The organism is Prevotella sp. HMSC073D09 (assembly GCF_001814145.1).
In the GTDB taxonomy this organism is placed as follows: domain Bacteria; phylum Bacteroidota; class Bacteroidia; order Bacteroidales; family Bacteroidaceae; genus Prevotella; species Prevotella conceptionensis.
In genome coordinates, this window is the sequence record NZ_KV815079.1 from 37,719 (window position 1) to 50,337 (window position 12,619).

General features: G+C 46.7%; 13 protein-coding genes and 1 tRNA gene. 9 read left to right on the forward strand and 5 right to left on the reverse strand.

Features of this window, described 5'->3' with window-relative positions; genetic code table 11:
- Positions 1–1,103: 1,103 nt before the first annotated feature.
- The gene (locus HMPREF2955_RS05945; protein ID WP_009229447.1) at positions 1,104–1,907 is read right to left on the reverse strand and encodes an MBL fold metallo-hydrolase; all 804 of its coding nucleotides are present in this window, start codon (positions 1,905–1,907) and stop codon (positions 1,104–1,106) included.
- A gap of 90 nt (positions 1,908–1,997) precedes the next feature.
- On the opposite strand from HMPREF2955_RS05945, the gene HMPREF2955_RS05950 reads away from it, so the two are divergent.
- The 6 genes from HMPREF2955_RS05950 (at position 1,998) to HMPREF2955_RS05975 (ending at position 5,882) form a co-directional block, all read left to right on the forward strand.
- On the forward strand, positions 1,998–2,483 hold the full coding sequence (locus HMPREF2955_RS05950; RefSeq protein WP_070721806.1) for a hypothetical protein: 486 nt from the start codon (positions 1,998–2,000) through the stop codon (positions 2,481–2,483).
- A 223-nt stretch (positions 2,484–2,706) separates the two neighbouring features.
- On the forward strand, positions 2,707–3,570 hold the full coding sequence (locus tag HMPREF2955_RS05955; RefSeq protein WP_070721808.1) for a MotA/TolQ/ExbB proton channel family protein: 864 nt from the start codon (positions 2,707–2,709) through the stop codon (positions 3,568–3,570).
- Positions 3,567–4,070, forward strand: coding sequence for a hypothetical protein (locus HMPREF2955_RS05960; protein WP_070721810.1), 504 nt, complete (start codon positions 3,567–3,569; stop codon positions 4,068–4,070). Before HMPREF2955_RS05955 ends, HMPREF2955_RS05960 begins: the two co-directional genes overlap by 4 nt.
- A gap of 15 nt (positions 4,071–4,085) precedes the next feature.
- The gene (locus HMPREF2955_RS05965) at positions 4,086–4,607 is read left to right on the forward strand and encodes an ExbD/TolR family protein (protein WP_070721813.1); all 522 of its coding nucleotides are present in this window, start codon (positions 4,086–4,088) and stop codon (positions 4,605–4,607) included.
- Positions 4,608–4,609: 2 nt separating this feature from the next.
- Positions 4,610–5,080, forward strand: a complete 471-nt coding sequence (locus HMPREF2955_RS05970) for an ExbD/TolR family protein (protein WP_083317639.1) — start codon at positions 4,610–4,612, stop codon at positions 5,078–5,080.
- Positions 5,081–5,396: 316 nt separating this feature from the next.
- On the forward strand, positions 5,397–5,882 hold the full coding sequence (locus HMPREF2955_RS05975) for an Lrp/AsnC family transcriptional regulator (RefSeq protein WP_009229441.1): 486 nt from the start codon (positions 5,397–5,399) through the stop codon (positions 5,880–5,882).
- 160 nt (positions 5,883–6,042) lie between these two features.
- Here HMPREF2955_RS05975 and nspC read toward each other — a convergent pair whose 3' ends face one another.
- Positions 6,043–7,215 carry a carboxynorspermidine decarboxylase gene (gene nspC / locus HMPREF2955_RS05980; RefSeq protein ID WP_070721816.1) on the reverse strand — a complete coding sequence of 391 codons (1,173 nt, stop codon included), beginning with the start codon at positions 7,213–7,215 and terminating at the stop codon, positions 6,043–6,045.
- Between the two features lie 98 nt (positions 7,216–7,313).
- Between nspC and HMPREF2955_RS05985 the strand changes: the two genes are divergently transcribed.
- Together HMPREF2955_RS05985 and HMPREF2955_RS05990 are read left to right on the forward strand one after the other, a co-directional pair.
- A complete protein-coding gene (locus HMPREF2955_RS05985) occupies positions 7,314–7,922 on the forward strand; it encodes a thiamine phosphate synthase (RefSeq protein WP_210401280.1) in 609 nt (202 codons plus the stop codon).
- Positions 7,923–7,985: 63 nt separating this feature from the next.
- A complete protein-coding gene (locus HMPREF2955_RS05990; protein ID WP_044260242.1) occupies positions 7,986–8,924 on the forward strand; it encodes a ribose-phosphate pyrophosphokinase in 939 nt (312 codons plus the stop codon).
- Between the two features lie 216 nt (positions 8,925–9,140).
- On the opposite strand, the gene HMPREF2955_RS05995 is transcribed toward HMPREF2955_RS05990, so the two are convergent.
- The 3 genes from HMPREF2955_RS05995 to HMPREF2955_RS06005 are packed head-to-tail and all read right to left on the reverse strand — an operon-like array spanning position 9,141 to position 11,820.
- Positions 9,141–9,716, reverse strand: coding sequence for a LutC/YkgG family protein (locus tag HMPREF2955_RS05995; protein WP_070721819.1), 576 nt, complete (start codon positions 9,714–9,716; stop codon positions 9,141–9,143).
- Entirely contained in the window at positions 9,713–11,083 is a 1,371-nt protein-coding gene (locus HMPREF2955_RS06000; protein ID WP_070721822.1) for a lactate utilization protein B, read from the reverse strand. The genes HMPREF2955_RS05995 and HMPREF2955_RS06000 overlap by 4 nt, the downstream gene beginning before the upstream one ends.
- Entirely contained in the window at positions 11,080–11,820 is a 741-nt protein-coding gene (locus HMPREF2955_RS06005; protein WP_070721824.1) for a (Fe-S)-binding protein, read from the reverse strand. Before HMPREF2955_RS06005 ends, HMPREF2955_RS06000 begins: the two co-directional genes overlap by 4 nt.
- A 483-nt stretch (positions 11,821–12,303) precedes the next feature.
- Here HMPREF2955_RS06005 and HMPREF2955_RS06010 point away from each other — a divergent pair.
- Positions 12,304–12,377, forward strand: a tRNA-Gln gene (locus tag HMPREF2955_RS06010).
- The last annotated feature ends 242 nt before the right edge of the window (positions 12,378–12,619 follow it).

Below are 12,619 nucleotides of genomic sequence, written 5' to 3' on the forward strand. Positions count from 1 at the left end.
GAAAGGGTGAAAAGGTGAAAAGATGGCTGCGCCTCTAAAAGGTGAAAAGGTGAAAGAATGGCTAACGCCACCATTGCAATTGGCTTAACTCCTTAACTCCATAACTCCTTAACTCCTCCATCCCTTAACTCCTCCACCCAATAACTCCTAATGGCGAAAAAATGGCTGCACCTATTAACATGTTGGCTATCTAAGCCAGAAAAGACATTGATCCGCTTTATGTCCCTTATGTTCTTATGTCAAACGTGGGGCAGAACTTGTATCAAAGCACGGCATAAGAACTTGTCAACTCGTCAACTAAAATATGTCTAATTTTCAGTGCAAGTTTTAACATTATGGCTACCTTTTTCTCCCCCAATTGTCAACACGGCCGCAAAAATTCGATTCTCGCAGAGGTTTCTTTTGATGCAAAAAAGGGTTAGACTGTGATTGAGGCAAAATGAATTTATATTCCCCAAAACCGCCATTTACACCCTCTTTTGGGCTATTTGCAGTAAAATGCAGTGCGTTTTGCTGCTAAATGCAGTGCAATATGCCGCTAAACGCAGTGCGTTTTGGTGCTAAATGCAGTGCGTTTTGGTGCTAAACGCAAGGTAAAATGCTGCTAAATGCAAGGTAAAATGTCGTAAAATGTGAGCCGAAAAGCATAAACATACACTGAAATGGTATAAATAAAACCTTTTCGACCCATGAAACACATGGCTAAAAGGGGCAAAACAGCCGTTAAAAAGTGGGGTTTTAGGGTCTAAAAGCGGGTAATTGGGCTTGAAAAAATACGAGTTGGCAACCAATCTAGAAAGGCAAAATGGTGCAAAATGCAGGTTAGGTTCTTAAAAACAGACAAAACCAAAGACGTGAAAGGTTAGAAATAGTAGCTATTTACCTACTTTATAACCTATATTTCCGCTAGAAGGGAGTGGTAAGCGGGAGGTGTTTTGTAAAGTAAAAGCAACAGAATTAACACCCCGGTGGACATTAGGGAAAAGAGTACAAGTGGGTTGCCAACGTCAGATTTGGGTTTAATAGGCTAGTAAGCACTTGCCCCCTGCCTTCAATACAATTAAGACTAATCAAACAAAAAGAGCTTTAAAGGGCTTAGAAACCTAGGTCAACTCGTACACGCCTGTTGGACTTTTACGTTTCAAAACCTCCAACTCAAAGTCTTTACCAGCCACGATACCATAGCTGCGCAAAGTCTGTTCTACTGTTTTCTTGGCCAATTCGGGGTGGTTGTTCTCCTCGCTTAGATGACAAAGCCAAACGTGGCGAAGTTTTTCAGACGCGTTTTGAGCCAATGCCTCGGCACAGTCCACATTGCTAAGATGGCCCGTTTTACCCAAAATACGTTCTTTAAGGTGCTGCGGATAAGGGCCGCCCGAAAGCATTTCCACATCATGGTTGGCCTCAATCACCAAGTAGTTGGCCGCATTGATAAAAGGTTTCATCTCGTCGGTCACTTCTCCCACGTCGGTAAGCAAACAAAACGTAATGTCGCCAAACTGCACTTGGTAGCCCACATTGTCTAAACTGTCGTGCGGAACATTAAAGGGCGTAACCGTAAAGCTGCCCAAACGAAATGCAACACCTTTCTCAACCAACTTCAAACGTTCGGGACTTACCTTGCACCGAACGCAATAATTCTTCTCAATGCCCACGTGAACGCGATGGGTGGCATAGATAGGCAACCCATAATCCCGACTAAGACTGCCAACAGACTTAACATGGTCGGCATGGTCGTGTGTGATTAGAACATTTTGTATGTGTGCAAGCGAAAGGCCGTATTCACGAAAATGCTTTTTTAAAGTGCGAATACCCACACCTGCATCTATAAGAAGTCCCTCTGTTTCTGTATATAAGTAATAGCAATTGCCGCTGCTACCGCTTCCCAACGATATGAAATTCAACATCCTGCGTTTAAAGTTTTCCACAAAATTAGAGAAAAAGCGCGAAATAACCAAAGTTTTTCCTACCTTTGTCTTTGCTAAATTAACTGACACATGAAAAAGTTCCTCGCCGTATGCGCATTGCTCTTCCCCACCCTGCTTGTTGGTTGCGACGTGCGCAAGGTTACCTTTTCGCGCGAATTTGACGGCAGCGTAGACTCGTTCGCCGTCTATTTCTTCAATTGGCGGCTCGACAAGGCTGCCCAGTTCTGTACACCCGACTCGAAGAAATGGCTGCAATTTGCCGCCAGCCAAGTGCAACCCGAAGACTTGGAGCAGATGAAAAGCCTGCCCAACAACTTTGCTTACGCTTACGAAATAATTCAAGGCGACACCAAAGGCGTTGCTGCCGAAGTGGCGTTGAACGTGGAAAACTTCTTCGTTCTCGACTCTATTGGCAAGCCTGGCAGACTGAAAGAGAGTGCTACCTTTCCTTTGCAACTGGTGAAACAAGACGGAACGTGGAAGGTTCGCTTAGATGGGTTGCCCCGAATGGATAAGAAGTATCAGCAAAAAAAGCCGGAGGAGGAAAACGGATAAGGGCCAGCCGCCCGCCTGCCGCTTGTGTTTCGCCCCCGTTTGCATGGCAACCCAATGCCCCCTTGGCTGCAACGAAAGATTAATACTTGCTAAAAACGAGCCAAGCACGAAGGCATTTAAGCGACAATTGCTTTAAATTCACTACATTTGCAAATATTTTCAAACCACATTAAAGAGAAGAAAAAACGGCGTTCATATAATGCGCCGACAACTGATTACATCAATGAGACACAAGTTAAGCCACTTATTATTCATAGTTCTGTTGCTCTTCGCTGCAACAGCCCAACTGCAAGCGCAAGGCAACAGCAAGACACCTACGCCACGTAAAGCAAAGCCTGCCGACAGCGTTAGCGCACAGGTGCAACCCAAAGACACGGCAAAGGCCATGCCCGACACGCTTGCCGTGCCATTGCCAAGCCCCGCCTTAGACCTTGCCGACACAGAAGAAAGCATGGGACTACACCAATCGCTCAAAGTGAAATTCATCGAAGGTAACGCAGGTTTCATGTCGCTCGTGGCCTTGGCATTGGTGCTAGGACTGGCTTTCTGTATCGAACGCATCATCTATCTTAGCCTCTCGGAGATTAACGCCAAACGCTTTATGGCCGACTTAGACGCGAAAATAAGTGCAGGCGACATAGAAGGAGCAAAGGAACAATGCCGAAACACGCGCGGGCCTGTGGCATCTATCTGCTATCAAGGACTGACACGCATCAGCGAAACGATAGACAATATCGAACGTTCAATCGTTTCGTACGGCACCGTTCAATCGGCCAACCTCGAAAAAGGCTGCTCATGGATAACGCTCTTCATCGTTATGGCTCCTTCGTTGGGGTTCTTGGGCACGGTTATCGGTATGGTAATGGCCTTCGACCAGATAGAGCAAGCAGGCGACATCAGCGCACCTGTGGTGGCCGCAGGTATGAAAGTAGCCCTTATCACCACCATCTTCGGTATCATTGTGGCACTTGTCTTACAGGTGTTCTACAACTACATACTCTCTAAAATAGAGCATTTGGTGGCCCAAATGGAAGAGTCGTCCATTACGTTACTCGACTCTATTATGAAACATAAGCTGTCGAAATGAAAAGGTTAAACCTCAGAAACATCCCTTCCGAACGGCTCTCGCAACGCGTTTTCTACGTGTTGGTGGGCTTGTGCGTCGTTGTTTTCGGGCTGTTTTACATGGTGGGCTACGACATTCCCTATGTATTCAACCCCGACATCACTGCGCCCATGTTCACGGGTGTGGTTCTCGACACGATGTATGTGCTCTTCTTACTGGCCTTGGCATGTGCCATTTGGAGTGCCATTAAAGGATTTAGTGTTTCGGGAAAGAGCAACGGCACGGAGAACAACGTCCCCTATCGCGCCATTTCGTATGCCGTGTTCGTGGGAACAGCCGTCATCCTGTTGCTCGCCCTGCTCTTCGGGTCGTCTAAGGAGATGGTGGTCAATGGCTCGTTGTTTGCCAATAAGTTCCTTCTCAAACTCTCCGACATGTTCATTTACACCATCGGCATCTTGCTTTTTCTGGCATTTGCTGCCGTTGTTTTCGGGTCTACCCGTTATTACCGCAAAAGATAAAGAGGAGGAAAGCCCATGTTTGCCCGACGAAGAAGAACTGTTCCGCAACTCAACGCCACATCAACGGCCGACATTTCGTTTATGTTGCTCATCTTTTTCCTTGTCACCACATCAATGGACCTCGACAAGGGGTTGTCTAGGAAGTTGCCGCCCGTAGAAAAGAACAAGCAAGAGGAGAGTCTGGTTAATAAGGACAACATCATCAAGGTGTATATAACGGGCAACAATAAAATTCTTGTTGACGATGAGCCCAGCGCGCTGGACGAACTAAAAAGCAAGCTGAAAAAGTTCGTAGCCCGTAAAGGCAGAAACCATCTTATACAGCTACAAGCGAGCGAAAACGCGAACTATGATACGTACTTTCATGTGCAAGATGCCATCGTATCTACCTTTAACCAACTTAAAAACCAACTGGCCGTAAAGATGTATCGCCATCCTTACGCGCTATGTTCGACCGAAGAGAAAGACGAAGTGAACCGATTGATGCCCCAACGCATGGTGGAATCGTTCGACAATAAGGATAACAACACGCCATAAGCATGATACGTAGGAGCAAAAGAAACCACGAAATACCCGCACTCAACACCTCGTCGCTGCCCGACTTGATATTTACGGTGTTGTTTTTCTTCATGATTGTAACCCACATGCGCAATGTTACAGTGAAGGTGAGGTATCAAGTGCCACAGGGAAAAGAACTGAATCGGCTTGCCAAGAAGTCGTCGGTGATGCACATATATATAGGTAAGCCCATCGAAAAAAAGCGCACCGACAACTCTGAAACCACCATCGTGCAATTCAACGACAAGGTTATTCCCCTTTCCGAACTAAGGAAATACGTTGCTGCCGAACGCGCCAAACACTCTCCCGACGAGGCGAAAGAACTAACGGCATCAATAAAAGCCGACAAAGATACGAAGATGAAGACCATCGCCGAAGTGAAACAAGCCTTGCGGGAGGCAAGAGTGTACAACGTGAACTTTACCGCCACGCAAAGCAAAAGCAAGCGTTAAGTTGCGCCGTCTGTTTGTTCGCTACCAACAGAACCCAAGCCAAGCTTTACCTACCAACAACCTTTAACCGCACCCACGCATGGTTAAATAACATAAAAATAAGCATACAATTAAGAAACAGTAATAACATTATAACAAGCATTAAAGGTAGAAGTAATCGCCGAAAAGGTTACATTGTAAGGCTGTTACGCCAGTGTGAGGTTGCGCTGAGCATTTTGACAGTTTCCAAAACAATCAGTAAAAAGACTTTTCTTACCTCTCGGCTACTTGCCAAATTCATTTTTATATGTTACCTTTGCAAAGAAATTGAATAAATATGTCACATCATAATCTAGATCTTCTGGACAAGAAGATACTTCAACTTATCTCTGCCGACGCACGCACACCCTTCTTAGAGGTGGCGCGCATTTGCAAAGTTAGTAGTGCTGCCATACATCAGCGCATACAAAAGCTCTTAAATTTGGGCGTAATAAAAGGCTCGCGATTTATTCTTGCCCCCGAAAAAGTGGGCTATGAAACGTGTGCCTACGTTGGACTTCACCTCAAAGACCCCAGCACTTCCGACAAAGTGGCAGAGGCTTTGGAGAAGATACCCGAGGTGGTTGAGTGCCATGTTCCCACTGGGAACTACGACCTCTTCATCAAGTTGTATGCCATCAACAACCGCCACTTGATGTCCATCATCCACGATAAGCTACAACCGCTCGGACTTTCGGGCAGTGAGACCATTATCTCTTTCAACGCCCTAATCGACAGGCAAGTGTCGGTAGACCAAGTGGCCGTTGAAGATGAGGAGGAATAACACAACGAAAGATGTCCCCTGCCCCACACAGGCAAGCAAGTAAAAAAGGCATCATCTACGTTTACATACATTTACTGCAACGCCCCGCTTAACTCTTACAGTGGTTAAGCGGGGCGTTGTGGTAAAAAACATTTTCTCAAAAAAAGCGGTGCTACGGGTGCTAATCCATCCGAGCCTTATAGTCTTCATAGCCATAAGTGCGCAGCATTTCCAGTTCGCCCGAAGTGCGAACAATGGCCAACGAGGGGTGTGAAATGCCGTTAAACATGTTCGTCTTCACCGTGGTATAGTGTATCATATCCTCAAATATGACGTTCTCGCCCACGGCCAAGGCATGGTCAAACTGCCACGAACCCATAAAATCGCCCGACAAACAGCTGTTGCCACCCAAGCGATAAATGTGTTTGGCACCGCCATTCACTGCTGCCTCCAATTCAAGCGACTGCGCATTGCGAACCGCAGGCTGGTAAGGCATCTCCAAACAGTCGGGCATGTGGCAAGTAAAGCTCACGTTTAGGATGGCCGTTTGTATGCCTTTGTCTTCAACAATGTCTACCACCTGAGCCACAAGCGGCCCCGTTTGCCAGGCAAAAGCACTGCCAGGTTCGAGTATTACGTGCAAATGAGGATGGCGTTCCTTAAACGAACGCAGCGTATCAATGAGCAATTCCACATCATAATCCTTGCGCGTCATCAGGTGTCCCCCACCAAAATTAATCCATTTCAATGCAGGGAACCACCCGGAGAACTTGCTTTCGATGTGCGTTAAGGTTCTAGCAAACACGTCGGCACCACTCTCACAATGGCAATGACAATGAAAACCCTCGATGTTCGTCGGCAACTGACTTGGTAACCGTTCTGCCGACAGGCCAAATCGCGTACCAGGAGCACATGGATTATACAGCTCTGTTTCTACTTCCGAGTACTCTGGGTTAACTCGCAAGCCCAAAGAAAGACTTGCATTACGTTCTTTTGCGAGCGCGGCATAACGCTCATACTGCGTTAGCGAGTTGAAAGTGAGATGGCTAGAACAGCTGGCAATCTCCTCAATCTCATCGTCGGTGTATGCAGGAGAATAGGTGTGCGCCCTCGAACCGAACTCTTCGAAAGCCAATTTCGCCTCAGAAAGCGAGCTGGCAGTGGTAGAACGGATGTACTCTTTAAAGATGGGGAAGGTTTTCCACAAGGCAAAAGCCTTGAAAGCAAGTATAATTTCCACCTCAGCCCTTGCCGACACTGAGGCGATAAGTTCCAAATTGCGCCTCAGTTTGGCCTCCTCCACAATGTACATCGGCCTGCGCACTTCTTCGAAAGTATCTAAGTTAATTCTCATATCTCAATGATTTGCGTATGCAAAGGTAACTTTTATATTGTTTAAATTGCAGGTTTGCCATAAAATTCCTACTTTTGCATGTGAAATAAATGGCTGCAATGAAGCTCGTAATTATGACAAAATCTACATTCTTTGTAGAGGAAGACAAGATACTTACTGCTCTTTTCGACGAGGGGATGGACAAGTTGCACCTATATAAGCCTGGTTCACAGCTCGTTTTTTCGGAAAGACTGTTGTCGTTAATCCCCGAAGGATATCACGACAAGATTGTGGTACACGAGCATTTCAGGCTGAAAAACGAATACGACTTGGCAGGAATACACCTCAACAAGCCGACGGAGATTGTGCCAAACGGCATCAAAGGGAAAATAAGCAGAACCTGCGAAGACCTCGATTTGCTCAAAGACATGAAGAAAAACAGCAATTACGTCTTCTTACGACGCATATTCAGCTGTGCGGGTAACGCCGACAAGCCTTCCAGTTTCTCGGTTAAGCAGCTGGAAGATGCAGCCGACAAAGGGCTTATAGACAAGCGTGTGTACGCTCTAGGCGGCATCGACGTCGACAATGTGCGGATGGCCAAGGAGTTGGGCTTTGGTGGCGTGGTGGTGTGTAGCGACCTTTGGAAACGGTTCGACATACACAACGGAATCGACTTCCGCGACTTGCTCGCCCATTTCCGAAACTTCCAAAAGATTGTAGGATAACAATTCATTTAGTTCATAAAGGCAAAGAGATAACAATCAATCACATATTAAACCATTAAAGAAATGAGTGAAGAAAACTCTTTTTTAATTTTTTCAGGCACGAAAAGCATGTATCTTGCCGAAAAGATATGCGCTAGCCTTGGTTGTCCCTTGGGCAAACTGGTGGTGACACACTTCTCAGACGGCGAGTTCGCGGTATCTTATGAAGAGACGGTGCGTGGCAGAGACGTGTTCTTGGTGCAGAGCACGTTCCCCAATTCAGACAATCTGATGGAGCTACTCCTTATGATTGACGCTGCCAAAAGAGCCTCGGCCAGAACCATCAACGCTGTCATTCCTTACTTCGGATGGGCTAGGCAAGACCGCAAAGATAAGCCGCGCGTAAGCATCGGCGCCAAACTCATTGCCGACTTGTTGCACGTTGCCGGCATCAATCGTTTGATAACGATGGACCTCCACGCCGACCAAATCCAGGGTTTCTTCGATGTTCCCGTAGACCACCTCTACGCATCGGCCGTTATCCTGCCCTACTTGGAAAGCCTTAAACTCGACAATTTGGTTATCGCCTCGCCCGATGTAGGCGGAAGTAAGCGCGCCAACACCTATGCCAAGTACCTGGGTTGCCCCTTGGTGTTATGCAACAAAACCCGTGCACGTGCCAACGAAGTAGAGAGTATGCAGATTATCGGCGAAGTAGAAGGCAAGAACGTGGTACTTATCGACGACATGGTAGACACCGCAGGGACTATCGCCAAAGCTGCCGACGTGATGATTGCCGCTGGTGCCAAAAGTGTTAGGGCTTGCGCCTCGCACTGCGTAATGAGTGGGCCAGCCTCTGAAAGGGTGCAGAACTCATCGCTTGAAGAAATAGTCTTCACCGATTCTATTCCCTACCACAACAATTGCCCGAAGGTAAGGCAATTGTCTGTGGCCGACATGTTCGCCGAAACCATTCGCAGGGTTGAATCAAACCAGAGTATCTCTTCACAATACCTGATATAAAATAGGTGTGCGGACTGCCGCATACATCTATCAAAAATAAAATCTGGCAGCGGTTCGGTTAAGGCCAAACTTGCTGCCAGATTTTCTTGTTCAGGGCTTAATGGCGTGACATAAACAAGTGTTTTAAAAGTCATTAAGCGAGTGGTCGAGCCACGGAACCATCGCGTACGTAGGGAGCACACCTTATTATAAGGGCACGGCAAATGGACGTGTACCCTACGTCAACACCACTGTTACGCCTCGTGCTGCCTGTGCACCCATTACCAAAGCCTGCTCGATGTCGGCAGTTTTAGATGGTCCGCTGATAAAACAGCCATAACCATAATCGTTCATCGCAATCTTCGTGTATGCCTCGTGCATGTTGTGCACAAGTTTATTGCGATCGAGCAGCAACACCAACTCTTCGCTAATAAACATCACCGCCTTTTCTTTCATTGTTTGCGGAACCCAAATGCAAGCGTTTTCGGCTACGCCCAATTCACCCCGAAGTATGCCCACGTCCGTTCCGTTAAGGTCTTGCGCCTCGGCCACAGTATCGGGATTTAGCGTGGCAATCGTTATTTCGGGTAAGTTAGATGCAAAGACCTTGGCATCTGGATAGAGCCGTTTGATGGCCTCATTCACGCCTTCGCCATCTGCCAGCACTGCAACCTTACCGCCAACAGCAACCACCATCTCGCAAAATTGCGCCAAAGGGTCGTCGTAAACAATGCCAACCATGTTCATATCGGGCATGTCGCAATGCACATGTGTATTGCGTTTCAACTTCTCAAACAAGTCTTCTTTCTTCATTTCACCTTTCCTTTCTTCCACATTTGTTCAAACGACTCACTAGCAAACACGGGCATCTCCCTACCCTTTCCCCAATCGTTCAACCCATGATACACCAAAAAGCGTGGCAAATGGTTAACGATGGGCGCGAATTTAAGCGACATGCTGAACAACGATGGGTTGTAAAACACCATGCCCATGCCGTTAGAGATAAGTTTCTTGGTTGAGTTGGCAAGACCTAAACCGCTTAACGACTGCCGCCAAGCATACACTTGCGAGCCAGGAGCTACCTTCGTGGGACACACATTGTCGCACGACAGGCAGAGCGAACAAGCAGAAAGGTTGCCGCTATGTTGCTGTGGACTTTTAAACATGCCCAAGTTGATGCCTATGGGACCAGGGATGAAGTAAGAATAAGAGTAGCCAGTGGAACGGCGATACACCGGACAGGTGTTCATACAAGCGCCACATCTGATGCATTTTAACGTTTGCCAATGCTCATCATTAGCAATCATGTTGCTCCTTCCGTTGTCAACAATCACCACGTGCATCTCTCCTCCTGGTCGTGCTTTCCTAAAATGCGAGGTGTATGTGGTTGAAGGCTGACCCGTTGCGCTACGGCACAGCAGCCGTTGGAACACAGCCAGCGAACGATAATCGGGCACAACCTTCTCTAATCCCATTACGGCAATGTGCAATTTAGGCATAGACGTGCTCATATCCGCATTGCCTTCGTTGGTACAAACCACGATATCGCCCGTTTCGGCAACGCCAAAGTTGCATCCAGTAAGGCCCGCATCGGCATCCATAAAGTCGTTGCGCAAGCTATGTCTTGCACATTGCGTAAGGTATGTGGGGTCGTAATTGCCAATCTCTTTGCTAATACCCTCGCGCTCAAACAGCTCTCCCACCTCTTCGCGCGTAACATGTATGGCAGGCACCACGATATGACTAGGCTTTTCATCTAGCAACTGTAAGATGCGTTCGCCCAAATCTGTTTCCACCACATGGATACCTTGTGCCTCCAAATAAGGGTTCAACTCGCATTCTTCTGTAAGCATCGACTTACTTTTCACCAATTTCTTCACCCCATGCTGCTGTAATATCTCCAACACGGTTTGATTAAATTCTCGCGCATCTTCCGCCCAATGCACAATCACGCCATTGTCTTCTAGGTTCTTAGAAAACTGCTCCAAATATTGAGCCAGATGTGTAGCCGTATGCCGCTTTATTTCGCTGGCATGCTCGCGAAGGCTCTCCCATTCGGGCAACTTGTGTTCCATGAGGTCGCGTTTGCCGCGCATCAACCAAAAAGTTTGGTCGTGTCGCGTTATCTTATCCACGTTCTTCAATGCAGCAGCGGCTTTTCTAGAATGTAAGGTACTCATAATCCTGCAGCTAAAATTTGTGCAATATGAATAAACTTAATGGGGCTTTTCTCTCTTCTAGCCACCCCTTCCATGTGCATCAGACACGAACTATCGGGACCCGTAACGTATTGCGCCCCCGTATCAATGTGCCGTTGTATCTTGTCGTGCCCCATTTTCACCGACACTTCTGGTTCTTCTATGGCGAACATGCCGCCAAATCCGCAACATTCGTCTTTGCGTTCGGGCTCTTTTACGGTAATTCCTTCCACCAGTTGCAACAGGTCTACCATTTTATTATAGGTGGGAATGTTCAGTTCTGATGGCGCAGAAAGCCCCAATTCCCTAACGCCGTGGCAGCTGTTATGCACACTCACTACGAATGGGAAACGCCCAGGAAGAGCCTTTACTTGAAGGATGTCGTGCAGAAACTCCACAATATCCATCGTCTTTGTAGATGTTTCGCAAACGTGTTTCTCGCCACTAAGCAAGCGTGGATAGTGTGTCCTTACGAAAGCAGCGCACGATGCCGATGGTGCAACAACGTAATCAAACGCTTTAAACATGTTTTCATACTTCTCGGCCAATGGTACTGCCTTCTTTTCAAACCCCGCATTGGCCATAGGCTGACCGCAACAAGTCTGCTTTAAGGGATAGGTTACGTCCACCCCGAAGTGTTTTAATAACTTATATGTAGCCACGCCTGCCTCGGGATACAAGGCATTAACATAGCATGGAACAAACAAACCGACTCTCATTTTTCTTTCTCGCTAAATGTTTATTTGCAAATATAGTGAAAATATACCAACTAAAAACAAACCCTAAAAAAAACGTTTTGCATTTGAGGAAATTTAACGGAGAAAGGAAACGAAACCTGCCAGAGTAAGACGTACAAACCAAGAGAGCCACACGACAAGCAACAGACCATAATGCAGGGTGCAGACAAGCCTCGACATTAAAAACCACCAACGGCTATAGAACCATTGACCTCGCTACTTGGTATCTGGCTTAACTCAAACTTGCAGCATGGCCAAGAAGACACAGACCAAACACACCATAGGAAGTTGAAATTGCAACAGAAATACATCATTACAAGCATATCAAGACTGGCATAACAGCTTAATGCCCATGCAAGAAGGTGTTGGCTACACATCGCCTAGATGCAGGCATGGCCAAAAAAGTTAATAAATCGTTTGGCAAATACGAAAAAAGTAGTAACTTTGCAGTGCAAAAACAAGCATTGGGATATGGTGTAATGGTAACACTACAGATTCTGGTCCTGTCATTCTTGGTTCGAGTCCGAGTATCCCAACCAACAAGCGCATCTTCTTCATGGAGATGCGTTTTTTATTTACCCATCGCATTGTTGTAAAAGTGAAAGGGTGAAAAGGTGAAAAGGTGAAAAATGGCTCACGCCCTTTAAAAGGTGAAAAGGTGAAAGAGTGAAAAAGTGAAAAGATGGCTCACGCCCTTTAAAAGGTGAAAGGATGGCTGCATCTATTAACTTGTCAACTTGTTAACTCATCAACTTGTTAACTTATCAACTTGTTAACTTAT

Coding starts and splice junctions, on each gene's coding strand:
- HMPREF2955_RS05945 (WP_009229447.1), bottom strand. CDS start 1,907: ATGTTGAATTTCATATCGTTGGGAAGCGGTAGCAGCGGCAATTGCTAT.
- HMPREF2955_RS05950 (WP_070721806.1), top strand. CDS start 1,998: ATGAAAAAGTTCCTCGCCGTATGCGCATTGCTCTTCCCCACCCTGCTT.
- HMPREF2955_RS05955 (WP_070721808.1), top strand. CDS start 2,707: ATGAGACACAAGTTAAGCCACTTATTATTCATAGTTCTGTTGCTCTTC.
- HMPREF2955_RS05960 (WP_070721810.1), top strand. CDS start 3,567: ATGAAAAGGTTAAACCTCAGAAACATCCCTTCCGAACGGCTCTCGCAA.
- HMPREF2955_RS05965 (WP_070721813.1), top strand. CDS start 4,086: ATGTTTGCCCGACGAAGAAGAACTGTTCCGCAACTCAACGCCACATCA.
- HMPREF2955_RS05970 (WP_083317639.1), top strand. CDS start 4,610: ATGATACGTAGGAGCAAAAGAAACCACGAAATACCCGCACTCAACACC.
- HMPREF2955_RS05975 (WP_009229441.1), top strand. CDS start 5,397: ATGTCACATCATAATCTAGATCTTCTGGACAAGAAGATACTTCAACTT.
- nspC (WP_070721816.1), bottom strand. CDS start 7,215: ATGAGAATTAACTTAGATACTTTCGAAGAAGTGCGCAGGCCGATGTAC.
- HMPREF2955_RS05985 (WP_210401280.1), top strand. CDS start 7,314: ATGAAGCTCGTAATTATGACAAAATCTACATTCTTTGTAGAGGAAGAC.
- HMPREF2955_RS05990 (WP_044260242.1), top strand. CDS start 7,986: ATGAGTGAAGAAAACTCTTTTTTAATTTTTTCAGGCACGAAAAGCATG.
- HMPREF2955_RS05995 (WP_070721819.1), bottom strand. CDS start 9,716: ATGAAGAAAGAAGACTTGTTTGAGAAGTTGAAACGCAATACACATGTG.
- HMPREF2955_RS06000 (WP_070721822.1), bottom strand. CDS start 11,083: ATGAGTACCTTACATTCTAGAAAAGCCGCTGCTGCATTGAAGAACGTG.
- HMPREF2955_RS06005 (WP_070721824.1), bottom strand. CDS start 11,820: ATGAGAGTCGGTTTGTTTGTTCCATGCTATGTTAATGCCTTGTATCCC.